The organism is Butyrivibrio sp. FC2001, from assembly GCF_000424125.1.
In the GTDB taxonomy this organism is placed as follows: Bacteria; Bacillota; Clostridia; order Lachnospirales; family Lachnospiraceae; genus Butyrivibrio.
The window spans coordinates 581,100-607,029 of sequence record NZ_KE384132.1; the positions used below are offsets into that span (position 1 = coordinate 581,100).

Below are 25,930 nucleotides of genomic sequence, written 5' to 3' on the forward strand. Positions count from 1 at the left end.
AATTTAATCTGTGAAAAATATGTGTTTATAATATTAAAAATTTATTTACTATTTCCAATATACTTCGATCTTGTCGCCCTCATGAATAGCCTGCATGTAGTCGGGAGTACCGCCATTTAGCGTAGTTACTATCGATCTGCCGTTCGGCTTGCTGAGATCAAAATCTATTACATCGAATATATCTACAAAAATATAATCCGATTTGCCGTGAAGTACAATAGGCTCATTGTTAACTATTACATGAAGATCATGTGTAATCACACGTCTGGTGGGCGCTGCGGTTCTTTCAACAGTTGCCTGAGTTGTTGTTCCGCCTGAGAAGCTAAGACTTCCGTCCTCATTCTCCTCAAGGTCAAGATCAGCATCCGCATCATAGGAGGATTCCTCATTCTCCTGCTCTATTGCCACCTCGTCTGCATCAGGGAAGTTAGCATAGTAATCCATGATAGCATCAGTGCCGCTCTTAAATTCAACCTTGAAGTTCTCGTAAACAGGTGTGTCCCCGTTTGCAACCTCATTATTAACAGTTATAACTGTAAACTCTGTGAGGTCAATGTCAAGGAGCTGTGCTATCTGAGCTGCTGTCTCGTAATCAAGAACCTTGATGTCATCGCCTGACTTAATGTCGTAGAAACCTGTCTGAGGTACACCGTTAACCTCTGCGGTTCTCGGAACATCTATATTTTTGCCATCAACTGTGATGTTGATCGTTCCCTTAAATTCAGGAATGTCCGAAAGCTCGCTCTTACCTGCTTTTCCTACAGTAGAGCTTGTTACCTCGATTATGTCGTTGGCATGAATCTTGGTATGGATGTCTGCAGGTGCACCGTTAAGTGTGATAACAGCTGCTTCACCGGGCTCACCGCGAACCATTCTCTCCTGTCCGTTGACAGTGAATCTAAGCTCCTCACCGCGCTTGGGGAAGAGATCCTCGTTGGGGAAATCTGCCTGCATAGCTGCGTCGACAATCGCAAGCTTACCATTGTCATAAATCTTGGTCTGCTGTCCGTTGAATGAAACAAATACAAAGTTATTGGACTGCTCATAAAAGCTTACGCAGATACCAAGAGGAGTAACCATAAGAGAATCATGCTCGATGGTCTCATCCTCGTTAAGGAAGCGAATGTTCTTCATAACTTCCTCACCGCGAAGTGCAACACGCTCCTCCGGAATCTTCATCTCCTTGGCAAGAGCCTTGGTATATCCGGGAACGCATCCGCCACCACCTACTACAAATACAGCGCTAACAGGCTTATTGCCGTTAAGCTGCTTGATCTGCTGGGTTACCATCTTGGACATCTTCTCAACAAGGGGCTTTATCATCTTTGCAATCTCTTTAGCGGAGATTGTCTTTTCAAGGCCCATGATGTCCACATACTTAACCTGATCCATGTGGCTTGCATCAATTTTTATCTGATCTGCTGTGTTGAAATCAACAAGGCAGTGCTGGGCAATTATTTCTGTAATTGAGTCACCGGCGATGGGAAGCATACCATAGGATGTGATCGTTCCATCATCAGTGATACAAATATCGGATGTACCTGCACCTACGTCAACAAGTGCAAGGTTCAGCATTCTGTACTGAGGCGGGATTGCAACCATCATAGCGGCTATAGGCTCGAGAGTCATATTAGCTACTTTAAGGTCTGCTCTCTCGCAGGCTTTATAAAGTCCGTCAACACAGTCATCAGGAAGGAATGTTGCGATAAGGTCAATTGCAACTCTTCCTGCATTATGTCCCTCAAGGTTAGCTATCTGGTAATCATCAAGATAATAATGCATTACAGAATATCCAACCAGATAGAACTTCATATCTGACTGATTCTGTGCCAGGAACTCCTGATATGCCTTCTCAACAGCCTTGGACTCTAAGTTATAGATTTCCTCCTCTGTGAGCTCTCTGTTGTCAGTGTACTCCTCCTCGAAGTTGGTCTTCATGGTTCTGAGCACACGACCAGCGGCTGCGATGCATACATCTGTTAAATGTATCTGTGTCTGCTGCTCCAGGTTTTCCTTAACCTTTCTGATTGTCGCGCCGACCTTACCAATGTCGTGGATCTGTCCATCAAGCATTGCTCTGGTCTCATGCTTTTCTACGCACTGGGCGATAACATTGAAGATCTCATCCTCCATGTATCCAACTGAACCCACCACGCTTCTTGTTCCGATATCAAGACCGAATACTACATTTTTTTCTGATTGTTCTGCCATCGTTGCCATCAGTTTTCCCCCAGCTTTGAATCAATTTGACTTTCCGTGTCCTTTTCATCACCGCTATTGTCTATTACAAAATCGGCATACCTTCTAAATTCTTCGTCACTTAGCTGCCCGCTTAAAATGTCGTTTATCTTCTCATCAGAGTAGCCTCTGGAAGCCTTAAGTCTCTGCCTCCTCACATCCTCCGATGCATATATGTACCACAGTTCATCTACTATTTTGTCATACCCATTCTCGATAAGTAGCGCCGCCTCTATGAAAAGATAATCAAGCTCACCTGATTTCCTCTCCTTATCAATCTCCCCGAATATAAAGTTGTTAACCGCAGGATGAAGGATTTCATTAACCTGCTTTAAAAGCTTTTCATCAGAAAAGATCTTTGCGGCCATTTTGCTCTTATCGATTTCAAGGTCACTTCCAAGAATATCCTCAGATAACAGTTTGACTATAGGCTCGTAACAAGGCTGCCCCTTAAGCTTTATGTCGTTAGCAACATTATCCGAAAAGATGATCCTGCATTTGCATTTCTTCTGTATGTAGTTTAAAACTGTGCTCTTACCGGCTCCAACACCGCCGGTAATTCCTATAATCTTTGTCACTTACTTCGCCTCAAACCAGTCAGTACCTGTGTGGCATTCAGCCTCCATGGGAACAAGGAGGTCAGCTGCATTTGTCATTTCTTCCTCAAGGAGCTTACTAATAATTTCCACCTCGTCCTTTGCTGTCTCTATCAAAAGTTCATCATGAATCTGAAGAATCATTCTGGATTTAAGCTCTTCTTTTCTGATGCGTCTCCATACCCTTATCATGGCGATCTTGATGATGTCAGCTGCTGTTCCCTGAATGGGAGCGTTCATGGCAACTCTCTCACCAAACTGTCTCTGCATGAAGTTACCGGATTTAAGCTCCGGCATGGGACGTCTTCTCTTGTAAAGAGTTATGGCGTAGCCCTTCTCCTTCGCATCATTAACAGCCTTATCCTGATATTCCTTAACTCCCGGATATGTCGCAAGGTAGTCCTCCATGTACTTCTTTGCGTCAGATCTGGAGATATTAAGATCCTCACTTAATCCGAAGGCGCTTATACCATAGACAATTCCGAAGTTTACAGCCTTTGCATTTCTTCTCTGGATATCCGTCACTTCCTCGAAGGGAATTCCAAATACCTTGGAGGCTGTGGTTCTGTGAATGTCTTTTCCCTCATGATAAGCATCGATAAGTCCCTTATCCCCGGACATATGTGCAAGGATTCTCAGTTCGATCTGAGAGTAATCCGCATCTGCAAATACATAGCCTTCCTTTGGAACAAATACTTTTCTGATAGCTCTTCCAAGCTCTGTTCTCATGGGGATATTCTGAAGATTAGGCTCTGTTGAGCTTATTCTTCCTGTAGCTGTAATCGTCTGGTTAAAGCTTGTATGTATCCTCTCATCATCGCCGATAAAGGCTGCAAGGCCATCTGCGTAGGTACTCTTAAGCTTTGTAAGACCTCTGTACTCTAAGATATCCTTAACTATTGGATTCTCTGCAGCGAGCTTCTCAAGTACGTCCGCTGCTGTGGAATAACCGGTCTTGGTCTTTTTACCGCCCTGGAGTCCTAATTTCTCAAAGAGAATTTCTCCAAGCTGCTTGGGTGAATTGATATTAAAATCAGTTACTTCACCGTTTGTCGTACTCTTAACTTCCTCATGTATGCTTGAATCAAGCTCATCTATTCTGCCTGTAAGCTTATCTCCGTAAATCTTAAGCTCGTCTCTCTTAACAAGAATGCCTTCCTTCTCCATATCGTATAGAATGTAGGTAAGAGGCATCTCTATGTCTGTCATAAGAGTAAGCATATCCTCTTTCTCGAGGCGCTCCTCAATTTTGGGAGCTGCCATAAAGTTCACATAGGCAAGATATCCAGCGTACTCTTTTCTTAAGTCCTTATCAGCATCAGCGGGATTCTCTTTTCCGAAAATCTCGGTTTTAGACCTTATGGAAAGCTGCAGATACTCAGTTGCTATATCCTCAGGCAGATAGTCATTCTTAAGAGGATTTATAAGATATGCTCCGATAAGTGTATCAAAGGATGCCTTTTTCTTATCCTCGTAATTATCTATCTCGAAGGGCTTAAAGTATCTGTAAGCATGCTTTATATCAAAAAATGAAAGTCTGCAGTCCTTTGATAGTTCTTCAAGCTTTTGTCCAAGATATCCTTCTGTAACTGTATCATCTGTCTCAAAATAAGTTACCTTGTTATCTGAGGTGCAGATGGCAAATCCGATAAGTGTCTTAGGCTCTTCGAAGGTCTCAAATAGTGAAAGCTGCTGATTTTCCTTGCCCTTTCCGACTCCGCCTGTAAGGTCTGAGAGGATTCCGATTCCAATGAATCTGTCATCATGATCGCCAGCGTATACAGAAGCTTCCTTAAAAGCTGCCTCCACCTTAGCCATTCCGGATATCTCGTCAATTTCCAGCTTTACCTCGGTCTTGGTAACATTGTCATCGAATCTTGATAACAGGTTCCTGAAGTTCAGCCTCTTAAACATCTCATAGGCATCTCTGCCAAGAATGTCGTTTATAACTGCATTCTCGAATTCATAGTCGAACTCTGCATTAACATCGATTGTTGCAAGCACCTTGCTTAAATCACAGAGCTCTCTGTTGGCTGCCAGGGACTCTCTTATTGATTTCTTGCTGATGTTATCAAGGTTCTCATAGATTTTCTCAATGGATCCGTAGGTGGTCATAAGCTCTATCGCAGTCTTCTCACCTACCTTGGGAACACCCGGAATGTTATCGGATGAATCTCCCATGAGTGCCTTAAGCTCTATAAACTGTATAGGGTTAACCTTGTAGAGCTCCTCCACATCCTTTGCGAAGTAGTTCTCGATTTCGGTCTTTCCCGCTTTTGTCTTAGGGATTCTGACACAGATATGATCTGTTGCAACCTGAAGAAGATCTCGGTCTCCGGAGACAAGTCTTACCTCCATACCCTCCTTCTCACCACGCTTGGCGATGGTTCCAAGGATATCGTCAGCTTCAAGCCCCGGCTTTTCCATGCGGCATATCTTCATGCTGTCCAGAACCTCCTTCATAAGAGGTACCTGCTGACGAAGCTCTTCAGGCATGGGCTTTCTGGTGCCCTTGTACTCTGCATATATCTTGTGTCTGAAAGTCGGCTCATGAACGTCAAAGGCAACAGTCACGTAGTCCGGCTGCTCCTCGTCAATGAGTCTGAAAAGAATATTCAGAAATCCATAGACGGCACCTGTATGAAGGCCTTCGGAATTAGTAAGATCCGGAAGCCCGTAAAATGCTCTGTTCAATATGCTGTGTCCGTCTATAAGTAGTAATTTCTTCCCCATTTTAAAAAATGTCCCCAACTGGCTTTATATTTTTTATGTTTAATATCTAAGTAGTATTTTGTATTATCCAAGTCCTATAGCAAGTGCAATCGCTGCTATGATCTCAGCCACAACTATAACCTGCAGAAAAAAGGCCGCATTAAGTAACCTCTTCCTGACACGCAGTCTCTGCCAGGCGTCGTTAGTGGTAGTCTGCAGTTCATTGGCAAGGTTAAACGTACTTCCATCCTCAAGCCTCTGAATACCTGTTTCAATAAGGAACTGTATGGTAAGCTCTTCCTTACAGTTCTTGCATTTATCCATATGATTCAAAAAAGCTTCAAGAGAATAATTATCCAGTTCATCTGCTAAAAAGCCCGGAATCATCCTCTGAAATTCTTTACAATCCATAGTATCCTCTGTCAATTTTTGTAGGTTTTAGACCCCTATATCTTGTATGGACATAATCGTTCTAAGCATACTACTAAACAATATATAGCATACACCAAAATGGAAAATCTAACAATACTATTTACCCTATCGGAAACTGCATAAAAATAAAACGTGGCGCAAATAATTTACGCCACGTTTGTCATAATTATGCGATTTTTCGTTTTTCCTCTGCAATCTCTGCAGCAATTTCTTCAATCTTCTCATCAGTGAGAATGTACTTTTTGCTGAACCAGAATATTGCAAAAACAAGTCCTGCAATAGGAATTATTGTCATTGTCATACGAAGGCCCATCTTCTGCATAGCGCCTACGCCAAGTGAATAGTCAACTGCTTCTGCAGCCTCTGCTGTATCATTGCTGAGTGCAAGCATCTGAAGTGACAGCGCAGCGATAAAGGCTGATACTCCTGAAGCAAGCTTTACTACGAAGGTCTGCATTGAGAAGATAACTGACTCATCTCTTCTTCCGTTCTTAAGTTCGCCGTAGTCAACTGTATTTGCAAGGAATACTGTTGTGATTACTGAGAGCATTCCGTTTGCTGCAAAAATGAAGAAGCCGGGTATGAACAGAAGGTACACATTGTTCATTGATGTGGAAGCCAGAACAAGGAGTGAAATATATCCTGCAATAGCCATTCCCATGCTTATGTAATAAATCTTTATTGATGTAAAGAACCTTCTAAGGAAGGGATACAGAAGCATCATAGCAAGGATCTGCATTCCGCCGCCAAAGGTAGAGAACAGTGTATATGCGCCTCTCCAGTCGGTTCCGCCAAAATCATATTTAAAGAAATAGATTACAAGGTTTGATGTAATATAAATTGAGCAGTTTACGATAACGATAGCAACAACTACTGCCATAGCCTGATCGTTCTGAATGAGCGCCTTGAACATCTCGCCTATTGAAGGAGAATCCATATCTACTGTTGATTTTTCCTTAACACTGAGGCAGCAGATAACAGTAAATGCTATAAACAGTACTGCGACGCCCAGGGTGAAATATGAAAATCCCACTCTCTCAACCTCTCTGTCTGTGATGCCCTCACCGCCAAACATACGGCCAAGTGCTGATACAGACATAACGGTAACGATAGTGATTATCGCTGATCCCACACCTGCACAGGAACGGGCGAGTGTTGTAAGACCTTCTCTTTCTTTTCCTCCCTCAGTAAAAGCAGGAATCATTGACCAGTAAGGGATGTCCATCATTGTGTAGGTTACGCCCCAGAGGATATAGGTAACTGCAGCGTATACCACAAGTCCTGAGCCTTTTAATGTAGGCGGAGCTGTAAACATCATGTATAAAATTATTGCATTTGTAATGGTTCCGATAAGAAGCCAGGGTCTGAATTTACCAAAGCGTGTCTTGGTCTTTGCCACGATCATTCCCATGATCGGATCGTTAAAAGCATCAAATACGCGGGCTGCCATAAGTATCGCACCCATAGCCACTGCGCTGACTCCCAGGATATCCTGGAAATAATAAAGAACGTAGGATGCTGAAAGCATATATACCATGTCCTTACCAACTGCACCCAATCCATAGGATGCCTTTGCCCCTGCTGAAAGTTTACTCTGTTTGTTCATTTTCTTCCTTCTCCCTATCAGATTTCATTTTTCATACCCATAGCAAGCTCTACTACCTTGTAGGCTCCGTCATAAAGGCCTGACTTTTTATTTTCCAAAATGCACTCACACATCTCATCAAGAAGTGGTGTCTCAAGGAACTGATCAAGCATCTGTACTGTGTGAGGAATATCTCTGCACTCAAGGGTTCCGTCGCCCACCTCTGCTGAGTGGATCGCGCCCCACATCTCATGCTTTCCGACTCTCTTGATAAAGAGCTTCGGCACAGGATAAAATGCAAGCTCGCTGGGCTTTGTCACAAGAACGTCGCAGCTTCTCATAAGAAGATTTGTGCAATACACAGCTTCAAAGATATTTTCGTGCCAGAAGCCGTGGATTCCTGTAACCTCTGTGTCCGGATTAAGTGCATCCTCTGCAAATTTCTCAGTGTCCTTGAAATCTCCCAAATGCTCATGTATATGTGAGTTCATCTCAGGAATTTCTTTTTTAAGGTCCTCCCAGACCTGTCTGTAATCACCTACGTTAACGTAAAGTGCTGCCTTTTTCTCAGCTATCTTGGGAAGAAGGTATTTGATAATTGCTGCAAATATCTCCTTCTGAGCTCCTGCTCCTCCGATTGTAAGAAGGAATCTCATGGGCTTTCCATTTTTCCTTCTTGAAATTCTTGCCTCGCAGTCGCTCTCAATGTTGGATACAAGCTCATGATCGATGTAGTGACCTGTATATACAAGATCCTTCTGCGGCATAGGCTTGCAGATTTCCTTCTTGTTCATTCCGTTAAGGATTCTGTATCCCATGTAGGCATTTCTGCACTGTATTGTGTGAACTGAGCCTTCTGAAAAATGAAGTGCCATAGGCCAGTTATCGGGAATAGCATTTACAACATATTTCATTCCAGCGTGGATAGCTGCCTGAGCAGGCCACACGTGGGTTCCGATAACAGGAATCTCCTTAGGAACGTTTTTATAAACAGGAGCCATAAGCTCTGCATTCATCTGATCTGCTGCATTATAGGACAGTGCTCTGAAGCCCTCGTAGTTAACAGGCTCCCAGACAAGCTTATTAAAAATCGGATTCTTTGAAAGTCTTGAACCCAGAGAATAAAGCTCGTTCTGTGCACTTATTACCTTGGTGCAGGTGGTGTGCGGATATGAATTTAAATCCATCCAATAGGGTGTATAGCCAAGATGCTTAGCACATGAAGCCATGGCCATACTTATTCTGTAATGTCCAAATCCCATTCTGATATTTCCAACGATAATGCCGTTCTTTGTATCGAAAGGAAGGCTGCCTGCATTTGATGTATTTTCAGGCAAAACCTCGATGTTCTGAACTCCAAGGCTCTCACCTATATAGTCATTTTTTACGATATTTATAGGATAATTGGCCTTAGAATCGTCACCGAATTTCTTAATATTTTTTTCCTTTGTCTTTACTGCCTTTCTATAAACACTGTCAGGCATTACGTTTCCGAAAATAACTTTGGATTTATCAGACATTAATTCCTACCTCTTTATGTATATTAAAACTTATTTCTTTTCTTAATCTGTCCACTCCGGCGTCAAGCTTGATGGTCAGCTTACCGGTTGTACCCTGTCGGCTATTGGACCTGATATATGTACCTGCCATTCCGCCTCTTACAGGAATGGTCTTGGGTCCTATGATCCTGATGGCACCCTCAGCCTTAAGCTTTATGGGCTCAGCAAAGAACGGAAGCACATTGCCGTTCTGGTCAACTACTCTGAATCTTATTGAAGCCACGTCATAGGATTTACCTTCTACGAGATCCGTATGGCTTATCAGGGTTTCGAGATTGATATCTCTTACTGTTTCCTTTATAAGAGTCTTTACAACCTCGCCATTTTTAATGGCTTCGAATTTAAAGGATGTGGCCTTTCCTCCCCAGTCGCCTATGTATTTCTGATAAAGATCCACGATGTCCTTAACAGACATGCGATGGAAGGTCATCATCTTGGCGCCTGTTATCTTATCTCCAAGAGAAAGCTTATCCATTCCGTATCTTGCTGCTGTATTCAAAGCATGCTTTACATCCTCAGCAAAGCTCTTTGAGAACTTCTCATTTTCAGCAAGAAGATCTCCTATAAAATCATCCACAAGGATGGGGCCTCTCTTGATATTTTTGTAAGGCGTATCCTTAGGAAAAAACTCCTTGATGAATACGTCATTCTTGTACATCTTCACTGAGTCAGCATTGGAAAAGATCCATATATCTCCTCTGATACACTCAGGATGCTCGCCGATATCCATTGAAGATGACAGCTCAAGGACTGTATTATCATCTCCCTGCATCTCGTATGCCTTTGATGCAAGCTTGGGATTCCTGAACATGTCCATAACACCGTGATAGCATATTCTGTCACCGGAACCAAAGTCCTTGTGAGTGTTATAGTCGAACATGCACCAGCCAAAGCCTCCGGAGATATTGCCTTCACCTGCGATGGCATCCATTACGCGAACATGTCTCATGGCATGCTCAACCCTGTTATCCTCAGGATCAAAGCTCTTTGTAGGATACATATGCCCATTGTATTCGGTAACAAGATAAGGCTTACTCATATCAGGAGTTGCCTGCTTTTTCTTGATGCATCCTGGAGTCTTGCCATTGTGTGAAAAATCGTTAAGTGTATAAACATCCTCAAGGAGATGCATCTTGGTAGCTGCTCTTACTCCGCCTGTAGGCCTTGAAGGATCAAGCTCATGAGCGACCTCGTTGGTCTCTGCATAAAATGAGTCATCATCAGCAGATTCGTTAATTCTGACTCCCCACATGATAATTGACGGATGATTTCTATATTGCAGGATCATTTCCTTTTCATTTAAAACTGCCTGCTTTTTCCATGCTTTATCACCAATGTGCTGCCAGCCCGGCATCTCGGTAAACACCAAAAGTCCGATTCTGTCACAGGTATCAATGAAGTCCTGGGACTGCGGATAATGTGAGGTTCTTACCGCATTTAGGCAAAGCTCCTCTTTTAATATCCTTGCATCCTCTATCTGCATTGATGCGGGCATCGCATAGCCCACATAGGGATATGACTGATGTCTGTTTAAGCCTCTTAAAATGAACTTTCTTCCGTTTAGGTAAAAGCCTTCGGCCTTGAAGGTGGCATTCCTGAATCCGAACACTTCCTTCTTCTCATCAACAAGCTCCTCGCCTCTGTAAATCCTTACTATAAATTCATAAAGTGCAGGATTCACAACATCCCAGAGCACAACGGGAAGTGTGTGATAATCAAGGATGTTATCTCTGTTGGCAGGAACCTTGGCAAGCTCTATCTCATCAGCATATTCGTCCCTGGCATCAAGCGGAACCTTACCGGTTATGCGCTTTAGTGATTCAGTCACAACGCAGCCAGTAATATCTCCGCCGAGCTTTACTCTTGCGTGAAGGAAAGTACCTACTGTCCTTGCCTCTACTTCATTTTCAGCTGTGTCAGCGCTAAATACCTCAGGAACCTCAGTGTAGACAAATGTATCCTCAACATAGGTTCTCTCAGATATCTCAAGATATACGTCTCTGTAAATGCCGCCGTAGGTCATGTAATCAACCACAAAGCCAAAGGGCGGAACATTCAGATTCTCTCTGCTGTCCAGCTTAACCGCGATTATGTTATCACCCGTAAAATTAAGAAGATCTGAAATATCGAACTTAAATCCTGTATAGCCACAGGAATGAACTCCGAGTTTGGTGCCGTTAAAATAAACAGTAGCCTCGTGAGCCGCTCCCTCAAAGTGTAGGAATACTTTTTTACCGCTCCAGTGCTGGTCTGCCCTAAAGATCTTGCGATAGCCGCTAACCATCTGATATATAGCATCATCAAAATAGTTGAACGGTGTCTCCTTAACCGTGTGCGGTATTCTGACCTGCTCCAGTGCAGAATCGTTATAGCCAGCACGGATCATCCCCTCATCAAAAGCCGTACTGAATTTCCAATCATTGTTTAGATACAGTTTTCTTCTCATACTCTCTTTCCCCGGCAAGTCTAAAGCAAATAATTCTCTTTGATTTCTTGCCCAAAAAAGTGGAAACGCAAAATACTTTTCTACGTTTCCGCTTAACCATAGTAACACTTTTTGATTTATCCTACAAGAAACGAAACATCTAAACTTCGTTTCCTATATTTGTGCAAAAATACCATGCCTCAGATTATTTCAGTGATATACACATCCTTCATTCTACTGAGATCGATAAAAGAATCACCACATTTTACAGTGGGCCGTGACAAATTATCGGGATTTATATAAATAACCTCACCCTCAAGATTATTGCTAAGTCGCACCTTATTGGCAAGAAACGTATTGGCAATGTGATTAAGGAAGGTAAGTATTACATCAGCATCATATTTAATAAGACCATCAGTCTCAAAGGCACCTATAACCTTGAAGGGACTGACAGGGTCGTGATTTGCTCTCTTTGACGTAAGATCATCATAGATATCAGCTACAGCGATGATCCTTGCAACCTCATCTATCTGTTCGCCCTTTATCCCAAAGGGATAACCTGAACCGTCATGTCTTTCGTGATGCATGAGAACGGCATTTTTAATATGCTGGTCGATGTCCTTATCCTTTAAAAGCTGATAGCCAAGCTGCGCGTGGGTCTTTAGCGTCTCATTTTCACGAGCCGTAAGAGGCGTTGTCTTTGTAAGGATATCCTGAGGAATGACGAGCTTTCCTATATCATGGACGAGTCCTGCGGTGGTTACTATTCGTATCTCATCATCGCTTTTTCTCATCCAGCGGGCAATCATGTTGGATATCAATGCAACGTTGATGGAATGCATATAAATAGCATCATCATAGCCACGCATATTATGGATGATGTCCATGATTCCGGCACCTGTATCATTCTGATCAAAGAGCATCATTACAGGAGCCACAAGGCTCTGGGACTTTATGGCTTCATCAGAGGTAAATGACTGCTTAAGAGCAGTTTCGAGATGCATGGCATCATTTTCAAGAGCCTTCTTAAAGTTCTTGAACTCCTCAGATTCCTTCAGTCTTTTGCCAAAGGATTCCTCAGAAGAGCTCTTGATGCTCTCCGGCTTTTCATCGTCTTCATTTATAAATACATTGAAAATGTTGTAATTGTGGAGTCTGCGAATAGCCTTGGGATCAATGGCAGTTCCCTTGGGAAGAACAAGCTGATCGTCCAGAGTATATACATTTTGCGCAAGTACCATTCCTTGCTGAATGTCATCAACGGATATAAGCTTCATAGGCTGCCTCGCAAAAAAAGAATCAAAACACAGGAATAAAAAATCCCGGCAGTCAAACAATCGTTGCTTGAATGTCAGGATCTATATAGTGCCGGCGGTGGGACTTGAACCCACACGCCCGTGAGGACAACAGATTTTGAGTCTGCATCGTCTGCCATTCCGACACGCCGGCGTATCTGCAAAAATCTGCGACTCACATATGTTAACATATCAAAAATTTATATTCAAGCATGAATTTAAACAGAATACCGTATTCGGTATCCCGATGCTAAGTGCGGCTCTTAGCTGTCCCATTCCTCGTACTCAAAGGACACTTCTTTTCTTCCTGCCTTTTTACCAACAAGATAGAAAATACCTGCAACCACAACAACGATTGCAAACACTGAAAGGCCGATAATGATCATGTTTTTCTTATCATTATCGAGCTTCTCAAAACGATCGGAAGCAAAGCAATATGCACTCTTAGCCTTATCTCCGGTGAATGAAAGAACCTTCTCAGCACTCTCTTTTAACTCGTCTACATCAAATTCCTGTAATTTATTTCCGAATAAGCTAAACATAATATGCCCCCTTTGTGTGGTTCAATCCACATTTTCTTGTATAAATGATATCATTTCTTTACCTGCTTTAACAACCTCTTTACCATAAAAAACATGGCCGGCATCTGTAATTTGTATTATTTTAGCAGCAGGGAATTTTTTCCTGGCATCAATGCTATAGGACATGGGAACAACCTGATCTATATTTCCATGTAGAATAAGAACATTCCCGTGATATTTTTCCATACAGTCGTGAATATCCAATGAAAATACGTCTTCGTAGAACTTCCTTCCGACAGGAAGCCCGAAAACTGTAGATGAATCCTCGATCATTTCCTTTTTGGGATACTTTCTCTTTGCTTCATCAAAAAGAACATACGCAGGATATAGAAGCACCATGGCCCTTATTTCCTTGGGAGTCTGTGCAGCAGCTATTGTTGAAGCAACACCGCCCTGGCTCTCACCCATAAGGAATATGTTTTTCCTGTCAGCAAAGGGAGCCTTCCTGATATTCTCAACAACAGCCTCTATGTCTTCACTTTCAGTAAGCACAGACATCTCAGTCATTTTACCGTCACTTTTAGAGGAAAGACCTCCGCCGCAAAAATCAAAGATATAGCAGCCAATTCCTTCCTTCACAAGCATCTCAGCATATGGTCTTGTTCCCTCACGGCTTCCCCCGAAGCCATGTGCCATGATAACTATAGGATATCTACCCTTAGAATCGTCCGGTAAATATATTTCCCCAGAAATGTGATACCCGTCTCGCTCCACTATATATGTCTTTTGCATATCAGCCTCACATATATTACAGAACCACTTTTCCGATAATAATTTTATCAAAATTTCATTAAATTAACAAGTTTTGGGGCATGTATAAACGGTTAAAAAAACATAAAAATAATATTCATTTTTTAGAAAGAAATCTGTTGCATTAATTCAAATATGTAATACAATATATAGTAGTTGATGGGGAATTTTATCAACTATATGTATAAAATACCGTAAACTAGTCTATTTTTGGGGGTTTTTTATGTCAACATTATTGGCTCAGGAATATAACAATGAAGTAGAAAATGACAACGTTATTGATTACACATTGATCAGACACATGCTTCGTTCTATAGGCAATAATCATTGGTCAGTATCCAAGGCAATGGATGAATATGATGTACCTACTGACCAGCGCGATATCTATATGGAAACCATCGCTGACAAATTTTTCGTCAGTTAAACACTATCCCATTTCATGAGAAACAAAAATGGGCATATGCATAGCATATGTCCATTTTTGTTGAACCGATTTATAGTCTCCCTCATCTAACAGTGACCTTACAGGTCGCTTTCTTTTTGCCGTCCTTTGTAGTGACGGTTATCTTACATTTTCCTTTACCCTTAGCCTTAATGGTTCCACTCTTGGAAATCTTTGCAACCTTACTGTTGCTGCTCTTCCATACAAGTGATGTATTAGCATTCTCAGGCTTTATTGTAACTACAAGCTTAAACTTCTTGCCCTTGGCAAGCTTAACCTTCTTCTTGTTGAGCTTTAGGGATTTAACCCCAGCGCCCTTACCGGTAACTGTTACATAGCAGGTATCTGATTTGCTTCCGTCCTCGGAAGTAACCTTAATCTTACAGGTTCCTGCAGCTACGCCCTTAACCTTACCTGATGAAGAAACCGTTGCAACATCCTCATCGCTGCTACTCCACTTAAGGTCAGCATTTGAAGGATTAACGCTTACTGAAAGGCTACTGCTGCTACCTGCCTTAACACTTAGGCTGTCCTTATTGAGCTTAAGCGTATATACTACGCTGCCACCGATGCTGCCTGTATTGTAGCTGGAGGAAGCCATCGGAAACTGCCTGTAGAAATCGCTTCCAGTATATTGAGACCATCTGTTGTGGTTTACGAAATCAGCATCACTCTTCATAAAATATGTATACTGATTGCTGGATTTTCCTGCGTCCCAGGTTGTATCAAGGTTGTAATAAAGGCCGTTAACACGGGCAATATTCCAGCCATGCTGACCATTACTTGTGTTACCTGCGAGCATTCTGCAGCCTACGCCCGCGTCATTTAGGAGTCTGTATACCAAAAGTGCATACCCCTGACATACTGCGCTGTTATCAACAGCAGCTGCATAACAGGTGTACTTCATGTTAGAGCTTCCGTAATTATATCTGACGTTATTGCAGACATACTGATATACGGAAACGATCTTGTCATATTCGCCCTTTCTTGCCAGTCCCAGATTAGAGGATATCTGATTAACCTTGGCTGTTACTGATTGTTCCTGGGCAGCGGTTGTGTAGTAGGTGATGGTAAACGCAAAGGTTCCTACGGTATTACCATCCTGATAGCTGTATCCAACCTGCATTCCTCTGCCACTGTAGCCCCACTTAAGGTAATCACCTTCATTACCTTTTCCTGTATGGTTCATAGCCTTATTAAATGCATTGTCAGCGGCACTTACAAGTGAAGAACCATTATAGTTGGTTCCGGGAAATGAAAAAGCTACATTGATATTTTTACTGTGGCTTTTAAGGCCTTCCTTAATCTGAACTGCAGCTTCATCCACTGTTGTAGCTTTATTAGCCGTCTTTAAAACCTCTCCTAAGGTAACCTTAAGCTCAGCGCCCTTATCGATTTCATCAAGCGATACCATACCCGCATATACGGGATTTACCTGGTATATAGCCTGGGTTACAGGTATATACTGATCGCTTTTATCTTCCGCATTGGAAATAATCGTTCCGGAACCGGAGAAACTAAGCAAAACTGCAGCTGCCGTGATGGCAGCAATTGACCGTATCTTTTCCCTCACAAAAAAATGTTTCATAAAATCACCCTCAATAACGAAAATTTGTTACTGAGGGTATTATAACATAGAATCATCCACGAAATATCTTACGAACAATAATGATTGTATTAAAAATTGGTTAACTTTTTTACTGCTGAAGTGCTTCAACTATTGTAGGAAGAAGCTGCTTCTTTCTTGAAACCACGCCCTTTAGAAGCGCAATATTATCACTTCCTGCAGTGATATGGAAGCCTGCATCGATGATGCTCTCTGCCTTATTACCTTCAAAGGCAACTATCGATGATTCGGTGACGATATTGGTCATCATAAAGAAGATCATATCAAGGCCATCGCTCACCATGATATCCTTTAATTCGGGCAATACTTTTTCCTTTATCTCTGCAAGCTCCTCGGCGCTCATGGAGTTAACCTGGCCTATGCCGATGGTCTTATCCTCAACAGTGAACTTCTTGAAGTCCTGATGCACGATCTGCTTGGGAGTCTTACTTCCCATGTTAGAGCCTGCGCGGAACATCTCCCTTGCAAAATCATCTACATTTATTCCTGCAATCTCAGCAAGCTCCTGTCCCGCCCTTTTATCTACCTCTGTACATGTAGGTGATCTGTACATAAGAGTATCTGATATTATAGCTGAAAGCATAAGTGATGCTGTGGTCTTATCAACCTCAACTCCTGCTTCCTTATACATTGAGTAAATAATTGTACATGAAGATCCAAGGGGCTGATTTCTGAAAAATACAGGATTAGCAGTCTCAATGGAGGTCCCAAGTCTGTGGTGATCGATTATCTCAAGGATCTCTGCGTTTTCAGCGCCGTCTACCGTCTGGCTCTTTTCATTGTGATCAACCAGTATCAGCTGCTTCTTCATGGCACCCAGTAAGTTACGACGGGAGATCATGCCAACGTAATTGTCATCCTCGTCAAGCACAGGGAAATATCTGTGTCTTACCTGAGCCATGGTCTGCTGGATATCTTCAATAAAGTCGTTTGTATGGAAGGTTATCAGCTTATCCTTCTTCATAATGGAGCCAACAGGTGCACTCTCATTTATAAGTCTTGCGACAGTGAAGGTATCATAAGGAGTTGTGATTATTCTGCAGCCTCTCTCCTCAGCAAGCTTCTTGATCGTATTGGTGACTTTGGAGTCAATGCAGACAACAATACAAGCTGCCTGATTTTCAATGGCAACAAGCTGTGTCTCGTATCTGTTACCACAGATTACGATATCTCCCGGTACAATGACTTCTTCCATTATCTCAGGTGAAGCTGTAGCGATAAGTACCTTACCGGAGGTGATCTGCTCTGACATGTCACCAACAAGCATCTTACCATCAAGTGTATCTACAATATTGCCATAATAAGTCTTGGTCTCAGATAAGATTGTCGCATCATGAACATCCATACAGGTCTCCATGATGTCGTTAGTTGTGATAAGTCCTGTAAGCTTGCCATTATCAGTAACGCAAAGAGTAACTACATTCTCTTCCTTCATTCTCTCCCAGGCACGCTTAAGTGAGATGTGGTCATCATCTGCGCGAAGATCTCTTATCTCCATATCGCAGACCTGAGTACGAACATCCTTAGTGTAGCCCGGAGCCGGTATTCCAAATCTGTTTAATACAAACTGTGTCTCCTCGTTAATATGTCCGCAGCGTCTGGGCTCGCACACCTCTTCGCCCGCTATTTTGTTCTTAAGATTCGCATAGCAGATAGCAGCACATATTGAATCAGTATCTGGGTTCTTGTGTCCAATTACATAAATTGGTCTCTTTTTCATATACATCTCCTGGATTTTTATTTTGAATACCCTTTATGTTTAAGTTCTCATCTATATATTCCTAATATAGAGATAAGGACAGTAAACTCACTGCCCTTATTGTAACTCATTTTATGAATTTATTTCACCTTTTTTATTTTAAGGTCGTAAGAAGCGTTGCAGGGATGAGCCTTTTCAATCTTTATATAATACTTCTTACCCTTCTTGAGAGATATCTTTTTGGATTTAAAGTTTCCACAGCCCTCTATAAGTGTAGCTGAGTTTTTGGCATCAAGCTTTTTCTTACTCTTGTAGCCATATACCTGAAAAGAAGCGCTCCTGCCAGTATTGGAAGTATTGTTCACATAGAATCTGTATTTACCTGTCTTGGGAGCCTTGAATACATACCAGTCAGCATCTTCATCCTCAGCGTTAAGGATTCCTTTATAGACTTTCTTTGCTTTGATCTTGTTAGCACGAGAGGCTGTGTTGTTATCCTCTGTCTCAAAATTCTGCGGATTGTCTGTTACAACCTTGAACTTAAGATCATATTTTTTCTTGGGGCTGTAGGCATAGATGACACAGTCAAACTTAAGTGTAAGCTCCTGGCCTGGTTTAAATGAATACTCTGAGCTAGCTGATTTCCCATCTACTTTAATGTATTCATTCCAGTATTCGTTTTCATCCTTAGTGAACTTAGCCCTTACGCTGCAGTAGTTTGCGTTCTCTTTATCGCTTACAGTAAACTCTGTCTCAATATGAAAGCTTCCACTGTCAGGAGCCTTGAATTTATATTCATAATCAAGACCTGCACCAAGGTCTGCACTGTATTCCTTATTAAGTTCAATCTGCTGCGCTGCCTTAGCTGATGTTTTTGCTGAAAGTATAATTGCTGCCGCCATAGCTGCAGAGATGATTCCTGTGCTTAATTTTCCAAATGCATTTTTCATATTCAAGTCCATCTCCTTTCAAGTATAAAAAGGGCTTGCATAAAACAAGCCCTTTGCATTTATATGTTTTATTTTACTTTCTTAACCTTAATCTGGTAATGGATGCCCTCTCTTGAACCACTGCTTATCTTAATATAATACTTTTTACCCTTCTTAAGCTTGAGAGTGTTGATCTTGTACCAGCCATGGCCCTGCCAGATATAAGCTCCCTTACCATAGTCTACCTTGTTTTTGTTCTTATAGCCTTCGCAGTGGAAATATCCTCCATCTTCTATATTTGAATTTACAACAGAGAACTTATATTTTCCTGTTTTAGGAGCCTTAAAAACATACCAGTCAGTATCGCCATCATTAAGGATACCGTTTGCTGTCTTTTTATTCTTAAGAGTAGTTGCTGCTGTAGGGAAGTTATTATTCTCTTTTTCGAAGTTTAAATAAGCTACCTTATCAACAGTAATCTGATATGTGTATTTGTACCAGTCGTCAACGTCATCAATTCTAATTGTGCAGTCCTTACCAGGAGCATATGCAAATTCAGGTGATGTATAAGTTCCATCATTATGCCATGTATACTTACTCCAGATATCCTTGTAATCAATAGTTGCTTTTACATGCGTATAGCCACCATCAGCTATTTCGTTAGTTTTTTTGTTCCTTCTTTCGATAAGAGCAACACTTATTTTAAATGAAGCATTCTTGGGTGTAGCAAAATGGAAGTAGAAATTATCTCTTCCTGTACTTGACTGTAATGTTACTGTTTTGGTCTGACCTATCTCAAGATTACCCATCTGAATATCCTGAGCCTTTACATCACTTTTCCCCAAAGTGATAACTGCACAAAATGCAGCAGCTGCAAGTGCAATACGCTTGCATACTTTTTTGATTTCTTTTCTCATACGTTTTCCCCTTTTTCTTTTTTAATAACTTATATGAAACTCATTATTTTAATGAGATCATTTCACTTTTTTCACACGAATCTGTACTTACCTGTCTTGGGAGCCTTGAAAACATACCAGTCTGCGTCATTATCAGGTGCGCTTACAACACCGAAGTAGGTTTTCTTTGTCTTTGTCTGAGTTGCAGTACTTGCAGTATTATTGTACTCCTTCTCAAGATTATCTATATGTGTTGTGTTGATTTTTAAAACAACTATAGACTATTATCATCGTTGAAATTTAGGCGATACTCCTGATTGACATTAAGTGCTGCTGCAGCCTTAGCATCAACCTTGCCTGTGATAAGAATACTCATAGCCATGGCAGCAGCCATAACTACCCCTGTGATTTTATTAAAACCTTTTTCATACAATTCCCCTTTATATTTTTTTCTGCTTGCATATAGACGCAAACAGGTTCCCCCGAAGTTCTGTTTTACAAACAGAACTTTGACATTATAACACATATTTTAAACATGGTAAAACTTTTTTATCGTTTATTGCTCAAACTGGCTCTTATACAGCTGTGAATAGAAACCGCCTGCAGAAATAAGTGATTTATGGTCACCCTGCTCAATAATATGTCCATCCTTCATTACAAGGATTCTATCTGCCTCCTTAATGGTTGAAAGTCTGTGCGCAACAATAAAGCTGGTCCTTCCTGTCATCATCTTCTGGAAGGCTCTCTGAATCCTCATTTCAGTTCTGGTATCAATTGAACTTGTAGCCTCATCAAGTATCAGCATCGGAGGTACATGAAGCATTATTCTTGTTATGCAGAGGAGCTGTTTTTGTCCCTGTGAAAGCATGCCACCATCCTCGCTGATAACGGTATCATAGCCTTCAGGGAGCTTTTTAATAAAGCTATGGGCATGGGACTTTTTGGCTGCTTCGATTATCTCTTCATCAGTAAACCCGCTTCTTCCAAGGGTTATATTTTCTTTAATAGTACCCTGTCTGAGCCATGTTTCCTGGAGCACCATACCAAAGTTCTCTCGGAGGTCAGCACGCTTAAGCTTTCTTATATCATTTCCTTCAACGCTTATGCTGCCCTTATCCACGTCATAAAATCTCATAAGAAGATTTATGATCGTGGTCTTACCGCTTCCTGTAGGTCCTACTATAGCAACTCTCTGTCCTTCCTTAACTGAAAGTGTAAGGTTCTTTATAAGCTCTCGTTCTTTATCATAAGAGAACTCTACGTCCTTAAGCTCGATATTTCCCTTTACGTTTTCAAGGGAGGGCGCCTTGTCATAATCCGGAATCTGAGGCTCTTCATCGATAAATTCAAACACTCTTTTTGCACATGCAAGAGCGTTCTGAAGCTCAGTTACAACGCCTGATATCTCGTTGAATGGCTTGGTGTACTGCGTTGCATAGCTAAGGAAAATAGTAAGCTCACCGACACTCATGTTGCCGCTTACACATACAAACGCACCAAATAGAGCAACAAAGGCATAAACAGTATTGTTTACCACTCTGGTGCTGGGGTTTGTAAGTGATGAGAAAAATGTTGCACGAAGACTTGTATTAGCAAGCTTTTCATTAATCTCATCAAAAGTAACCTGATTTTCATCCTCATGGCCGAAGGCCTTAACCACCTTAAGATTACCTATCATCTCGTCTATAAGCGCAGTCTGATCTGCTCTTGCAACTGACTGCTCCCTGAAAAGTGAGTAAGATCTTGATGCAATAAATCTTGCTACAAAAAGTGATACCGGTGTGAGAAGCACAACGATAAGCGCAATCTTCCACTGCAGATAAAACATAAATACAAGTGTTCCAAATATCGTTACAATACCTGTAAAGAGCTGTGTAAAGCCCATAAGAAGTCCATCTGCAAATTGATCAACATCAGTAATTATCTTACTTACAACTCCGCCCTGTGGATGTGAATCAAGATATTCAAAGGGCAGAATCTGCATCTTATCAAAGGCATCATTCCTTACATCTCTAACGACGCCAAAGGTAATCCTGTTATTTACGCCGTACATAAACCACTGGCAAAGAGCTGATACCAGAACAACTATAACCATTCTAATAAGAAGTGCTTTAACCTTAACAAAATCAACGTCTCCAATACCGATTATGCAGTCAACTACATTACCTGCAATTATAGGAGCGTAAAGAGCAAGGATTGCTGAAATCACAGCAAAGGTAATTGAAAAGAAAATCAGAACTCTATATGCGGAGGCATATTTTAATACACGCTTAAGTTCACTCATTTACTGCCTCCTTTCCAAACTGTGACTCGTAGATTTCTCTATAGGTCTCGCTATTTGCAAGAAGCTCCTCGTGAGTTCCTATTCCATCTACTCTGCCATCATCAAGTACTATTATCCTGTCACAGAATCTTACAGAAGCTGCTCTCTGTGAAACTATAAAGGTTACAGGCTTATAGGAAAGCTCGGTAATTGCCTTTCTAAGCTTTTTATCTGTCATATTATCAAGGGCTGAGGAGCTATCGTCTAAGATCAGCACTTCAGGCTTTCTAACAAGAGCTCTGGCGATAGTAAGTCTCTGCTTTTGTCCTCCGGAAAAATTCTTTCCTGCCTGGGTTATCTCAGCAGAAAGCTCGCCCTTTTTCTCCTTTACAACCTCTGTGGCCTGGGCTGTATTTACTGCATCCCATATCTCATCATCCGTCGCTTTATCGTTACCCCATTTAAGGTTGGCTCTGATTGTCCCCTTAAAAAGCATAGCCTTCTGAGGAACTACGCCTATTACTTCCCTAAGGGATTTGGAATCATATTCACGGACATCCTTCCCCTTATACTTAACAACGCCTTCATAGGCATCATAGAATCTGGGGATAAGGTTAATAAGTGTGGTCTTTCCTGAACCAGTTCCTCCGATGATTCCGATTGATTCACCCTTTTTAGCCGTAAATGTAACTCCCGAAAGGGAATTGTCACTGTCGCCCTTATATCTCATGGATACGTTTTCAAAGCTGACTACAGGCTCATCATCACTTATTGTTACAGCCTTTGCATCTACTGTACCATCAACCATTGAACCCTTTTCCTCGAGCATAAGCTGTATTCTGTTACCGCAGGCAAAGGATCTTGTAACAGTGATAATAAGGCTCGCAAGTTTAACAAGCTCAACAAGTATCTGAGACATGTAGTTATAGAGCGCAACAACCGCACCTGTAGTAAGAATTCCTGCGTAAACCTTATCTGCACTTGTCTTAAGAAGAATGATTATCGCAAGGTTAAGAATCACGTATGTTATAGGATTCATAAGTGCAGAGATTCTGCCCACATACTCCTGAAGCTTTGTGAGAACCTCGTTTTTCTTTTTGAAATTCTCGTTCTCTGATTTTTCAAGGTCAAAGGCTCTTATAACTCTTACTCCTGAAAGATTTTCTCTTGTAAGACCAAGTACACCATCCACCAGCTCCTGGATTTTCTTATATCTGGGAATTCCCCAAAGCATGATTCCAAATATAACAGCTGATAAAACAGCGATTGTTACAAGGAATATCAGTGCCTGATGAAAATCTATGGTGAACGCCATTACCATCGCACCAAATACAACAAAGGGTGATCTTAGAAGGAGCCTCAGTGTAAGGTTTACACCCTGCTGCACCTGATTGATATCGCTGGTCATTCTTGTAATAAGCGTTGTGGTTCCAAGATTATCAATCTGCTCATAGGACAGACTCTGAATATTCTTGAAAAGATCCTTTTTGACAGCAGCCGCAAAGCTGGTAGCTGCCTTTGCAGCAAAAAACTGCGCCGTAACTGAGCACGCGTAACCAACTGCAGCAAGAAGGATCAGAACAAGACTCATCCTGATTATGTATGGCTTGTCACTGTTTCTTATTCCGTTATCGATAATCGCTGCTACAACCAGAGGCACAATAAGCTCAAAGGTTGCTTCAAGCAATTTGAAAAGCGGTCCAAGGACCGCCTCAAAAGAATATTTTTTCAGATATTTAAGTAGCTTTCTCATGTGTAAATCCTAAGTCCTTTCGGATAGTGATTTTTTAAGGTTCCACCTGCATATTTTGCCCATCCAAGGCCATAACCATAGGAAGTAATAAGATACCAGCCATTTTGAAGATCACCCTGTCTAAAGCACATACCGCCAATAAACTGCATGGACTTTGAGGCGGCAGACGGAGTCTGTGCAGGACTTGTGTCTGTCGTATCATCTGTTTTTAAAGTCTCTTCAAGTTCATAGCTAAGTACTGCCATATCAGTATCTATCGCAAGCGCCAGCGAATGTGAAGGTTCAAATCTTCCATTCTTTATTGTTCCAAGATGAAGTCCCGGACGCATGACAGTGAGCCCAGCAATTCCAGGCATTCCTTCCGGAGCAAGATATAGCTGCTCTCCGAACATGAAGGGCGTACCTTTTAGGCAGCCATCCAGTTTGCATATTGCCTTTGAACCCTTACCGGACTTTTTGTTTTTAGCTGATTTTTTATCAGCCTTCTTATCTTTATTTAAATCCGCAGCCTTGCCCTCAGTATCGAGAACAATTTCGATATTTTTCAAATACGCATCTGCAAATTCCTTAAAGGGTGAAAGGTCATCCTCTTTTATCCCGCGTACTTTACCGTTTACACCATAAAGTCCTGCATTTAGAGAAATATCTCCATCCTTCTCAAATACCGCAAAGAAATGACCTTCACCATCAATCCTGTGAGGCCAGAGTCTTCCTGTGCACCTTTTGATATCAATGGAAATATTCTCAGGGATGTCCTTTGCAAAGGATATGTCCTTGGGATCTCCCTTCATGAATTCAAGAATACTTTTAAGGTTATCGGTATCGCCGCTTACCATACCCTCATAGAGCTCTACTGATACAGGCTTAAGTCCCCATGCCAGGAGCTTAGCAGCCTGAAGCTCATCCTCCTCAGGTGCGAAGGTGCATGTTGAGTAAACAAGTCTTCCACCTGGAGCAAGCATTTTAACAGCGTCCTTTAAAATGTCAGACTGTCTCTTTGCGCAAAGCTCCACATTTTCAGGACTCCAATTGCTTATAGCCTCATCATTTTTCCTGAACATTCCCTCGCCTGAGCAGGGAGCATCAACGAGGATCTTATCAAAATAGCCTTCAAAAACATCAGACAGCTGCTCCGGCTTCATGTTAGTAACAAGAGCATTCTTAACACCGCATCTCTCAATATTAAGAGATAATATCTGTGCTCTCTTCCTGTCTATCTCGTTAGTGACAAGAATACCCTCACCCATCATCCTGCCTGCAATCTGAGTACTCTTACCACCGGGAGCTGCGCACAGATCCAGAATCTTCTCGCCCGGCTTGGGATCAAGATAATGAACAGGCGACATAGCACTTGGCTCCTGAATATAGTAAGCCCCTGCTTCATGAAGTGGGTGCTTTCCGGGAGCACCTTCTGAATACACTTTTCCTGCAGATTCCCAGGGAATATCTGAAGTAAATTCGCATCCCTCTGCAGATAAAATTCTCTTAACTCTGTCAGAAGGATCTTCTTCTCCATCATTCTTTTGCATCTTAGCATCAGTGTTCGAACAATCAACATTCTTCTTTAATGGATTTATTCTTAATGCTGAAATTTTAGCCCTTGTGAGAGCAGCCGAAAATGCATCGTATTCGTCGCCCAGAATTGCTCTTATTCTAATTTCAAATTCTTTATCAAAGCTCATCTTTATGCTCTTTTAAAAACTTTTTAATACCTTTGAAGGTTTCAGGACTGATAATGTGCTCAATTCTGCAAGCATCATTCTCAGCAACCTCTTCACTTACATTGGCAGTAAGCATAAGAAACTTCGTGAGATTCTTATGTCTGTCATATACACTTTTAGCCTTCTTTGCGCCTTCCTCAGTAAGCTCAAGCTCACCATCACCGGCAACAGTAAGAAAGCCGTTTTCTTTTAAAATACCAACCGCCCTTGATACACTGGGGCGTGAAAAGCCAAGCTCGTTAGCAACATCAATTGAACGAACATAGCCATTTTTCTTTTTTAAGAGATATATAGTTTCGATATAGTCTTCACCGGATTCCTGCATAGAAAATACCCTCCCTAATACATTTTAAGATGATTATTGCATATTATTTAGATTGTTTGCAAGTCATTCTGTTAGCATATATTTACATGAAAAGACCGATGT

Annotated in this window: 20 protein-coding genes and 1 tRNA gene; 1 reads left to right on the forward strand and 20 read right to left on the reverse strand. The window is 41.7% G+C overall.

Features of this window, described 5'->3' with window-relative positions:
* Positions 1-48: 48 nt before the first annotated feature.
* The 11 genes from G601_RS0116185 to G601_RS0116235 all read right to left on the reverse strand — a co-directional run bounded on the left by G601_RS0116185 (position 49) and on the right by G601_RS0116235 (position 14,155).
* Positions 49-2,220, reverse strand: a complete 2,172-nt coding sequence (locus G601_RS0116185) for a cell division protein FtsA (protein ID WP_026665971.1) — start codon at positions 2,218-2,220, stop codon at positions 49-51.
* A complete protein-coding gene (gene coaE, locus G601_RS0116190) occupies positions 2,220-2,816 on the reverse strand; it encodes a dephospho-CoA kinase (RefSeq protein ID WP_026665972.1) in 597 nt (198 codons plus the stop codon). Before coaE ends, G601_RS0116185 begins: the two co-directional genes overlap by 1 nt.
* A complete protein-coding gene (polA, locus tag G601_RS0116195; RefSeq protein WP_026665973.1) occupies positions 2,817-5,567 on the reverse strand; it encodes a DNA polymerase I in 2,751 nt (916 codons plus the stop codon).
* Positions 5,568-5,630: 63 nt separating this feature from the next.
* The gene (locus G601_RS23755) at positions 5,631-5,957 is read right to left on the reverse strand and encodes a zf-HC2 domain-containing protein (RefSeq protein WP_051200522.1); all 327 of its coding nucleotides are present in this window, start codon (positions 5,955-5,957) and stop codon (positions 5,631-5,633) included.
* A 187-nt stretch (positions 5,958-6,144) separates the two neighbouring features.
* On the reverse strand, positions 6,145-7,584 hold the full coding sequence (locus tag G601_RS0116205) for a glycoside-pentoside-hexuronide (GPH):cation symporter (RefSeq protein ID WP_026665974.1): 1,440 nt from the start codon (positions 7,582-7,584) through the stop codon (positions 6,145-6,147).
* A gap of 17 nt (positions 7,585-7,601) precedes the next feature.
* Positions 7,602-9,083, reverse strand: coding sequence for a DUF6937 domain-containing protein (locus G601_RS0116210; RefSeq protein WP_026665975.1), 1,482 nt, complete (start codon positions 9,081-9,083; stop codon positions 7,602-7,604).
* Entirely contained in the window at positions 9,076-11,568 is a 2,493-nt protein-coding gene (locus G601_RS0116215; RefSeq protein WP_026665976.1) for a glycoside hydrolase family 2 protein, read from the reverse strand. Before G601_RS0116215 ends, G601_RS0116210 begins: the two co-directional genes overlap by 8 nt.
* A gap of 179 nt (positions 11,569-11,747) precedes the next feature.
* On the reverse strand, positions 11,748-12,824 hold the full coding sequence (locus G601_RS0116220) for an HD-GYP domain-containing protein (RefSeq protein WP_026665977.1): 1,077 nt from the start codon (positions 12,822-12,824) through the stop codon (positions 11,748-11,750).
* Positions 12,825-12,913: 89 nt separating this feature from the next.
* Positions 12,914-12,996, reverse strand: a tRNA-Leu gene (locus G601_RS0116225).
* A 109-nt stretch (positions 12,997-13,105) separates the two neighbouring features.
* Positions 13,106-13,384: a hypothetical protein gene (locus G601_RS0116230; protein ID WP_026490796.1), complete on the reverse strand. Its 279-nt coding sequence runs from the start codon at positions 13,382-13,384 to the stop codon at positions 13,106-13,108.
* Positions 13,385-13,405: 21 nt separating this feature from the next.
* Positions 13,406-14,155: an alpha/beta hydrolase gene (locus G601_RS0116235; protein ID WP_051200524.1), complete on the reverse strand. Its 750-nt coding sequence runs from the start codon at positions 14,153-14,155 to the stop codon at positions 13,406-13,408.
* Positions 14,156-14,396: 241 nt separating this feature from the next.
* Between G601_RS0116235 and G601_RS0116240 the strand changes: the two genes are divergently transcribed.
* Positions 14,397-14,597, forward strand: coding sequence for a hypothetical protein (locus G601_RS0116240; RefSeq protein ID WP_026490798.1), 201 nt, complete (start codon positions 14,397-14,399; stop codon positions 14,595-14,597).
* An 82-nt stretch (positions 14,598-14,679) separates the two neighbouring features.
* Here the strand turns inward: G601_RS0116240 and G601_RS25310 are convergent, their stop codons facing one another.
* From G601_RS25310 to G601_RS0116285, 9 genes are all read right to left on the reverse strand, one after another.
* A complete protein-coding gene (locus G601_RS25310) occupies positions 14,680-16,203 on the reverse strand; it encodes an Ig-like domain-containing protein (RefSeq protein ID WP_051205953.1) in 1,524 nt (507 codons plus the stop codon).
* Positions 16,204-16,312: 109 nt separating this feature from the next.
* Positions 16,313-17,968 (reverse strand): putative manganese-dependent inorganic diphosphatase, encoded by a 1,656-nt coding sequence (locus tag G601_RS0116250; protein WP_026665978.1) that lies wholly within the window; start codon positions 17,966-17,968, stop codon positions 16,313-16,315.
* A gap of 113 nt (positions 17,969-18,081) precedes the next feature.
* The gene (locus tag G601_RS0116255; protein ID WP_026665979.1) at positions 18,082-18,891 is read right to left on the reverse strand and encodes a hypothetical protein; all 810 of its coding nucleotides are present in this window, start codon (positions 18,889-18,891) and stop codon (positions 18,082-18,084) included.
* A gap of 68 nt (positions 18,892-18,959) precedes the next feature.
* Positions 18,960-19,787 carry a hypothetical protein gene (locus G601_RS0116260; RefSeq protein ID WP_026665980.1) on the reverse strand — a complete coding sequence of 276 codons (828 nt, stop codon included), beginning with the start codon at positions 19,785-19,787 and terminating at the stop codon, positions 18,960-18,962.
* Between the two features lie 253 nt (positions 19,788-20,040).
* Entirely contained in the window at positions 20,041-20,238 is a 198-nt protein-coding gene (locus G601_RS0116265) for a hypothetical protein (RefSeq protein WP_026665981.1), read from the reverse strand.
* 84 nt (positions 20,239-20,322) lie between these two features.
* Entirely contained in the window at positions 20,323-22,050 is a 1,728-nt protein-coding gene (locus G601_RS0116270) for an ABC transporter ATP-binding protein (RefSeq protein ID WP_026665982.1), read from the reverse strand.
* Positions 22,043-23,782 carry an ABC transporter ATP-binding protein gene (locus tag G601_RS0116275; RefSeq protein WP_026665983.1) on the reverse strand — a complete coding sequence of 580 codons (1,740 nt, stop codon included), beginning with the start codon at positions 23,780-23,782 and terminating at the stop codon, positions 22,043-22,045. The genes G601_RS0116270 and G601_RS0116275 overlap by 8 nt, the downstream gene beginning before the upstream one ends.
* On the reverse strand, positions 23,779-25,464 hold the full coding sequence (locus G601_RS26970) for an RsmB/NOP family class I SAM-dependent RNA methyltransferase (protein ID WP_026665984.1): 1,686 nt from the start codon (positions 25,462-25,464) through the stop codon (positions 23,779-23,781). Before G601_RS26970 ends, G601_RS0116275 begins: the two co-directional genes overlap by 4 nt.
* Positions 25,454-25,828, reverse strand: coding sequence for a metal-dependent transcriptional regulator (locus G601_RS0116285; RefSeq protein ID WP_026490805.1), 375 nt, complete (start codon positions 25,826-25,828; stop codon positions 25,454-25,456). Before G601_RS0116285 ends, G601_RS26970 begins: the two co-directional genes overlap by 11 nt.
* Positions 25,829-25,930 lie beyond the last annotated feature (102 nt).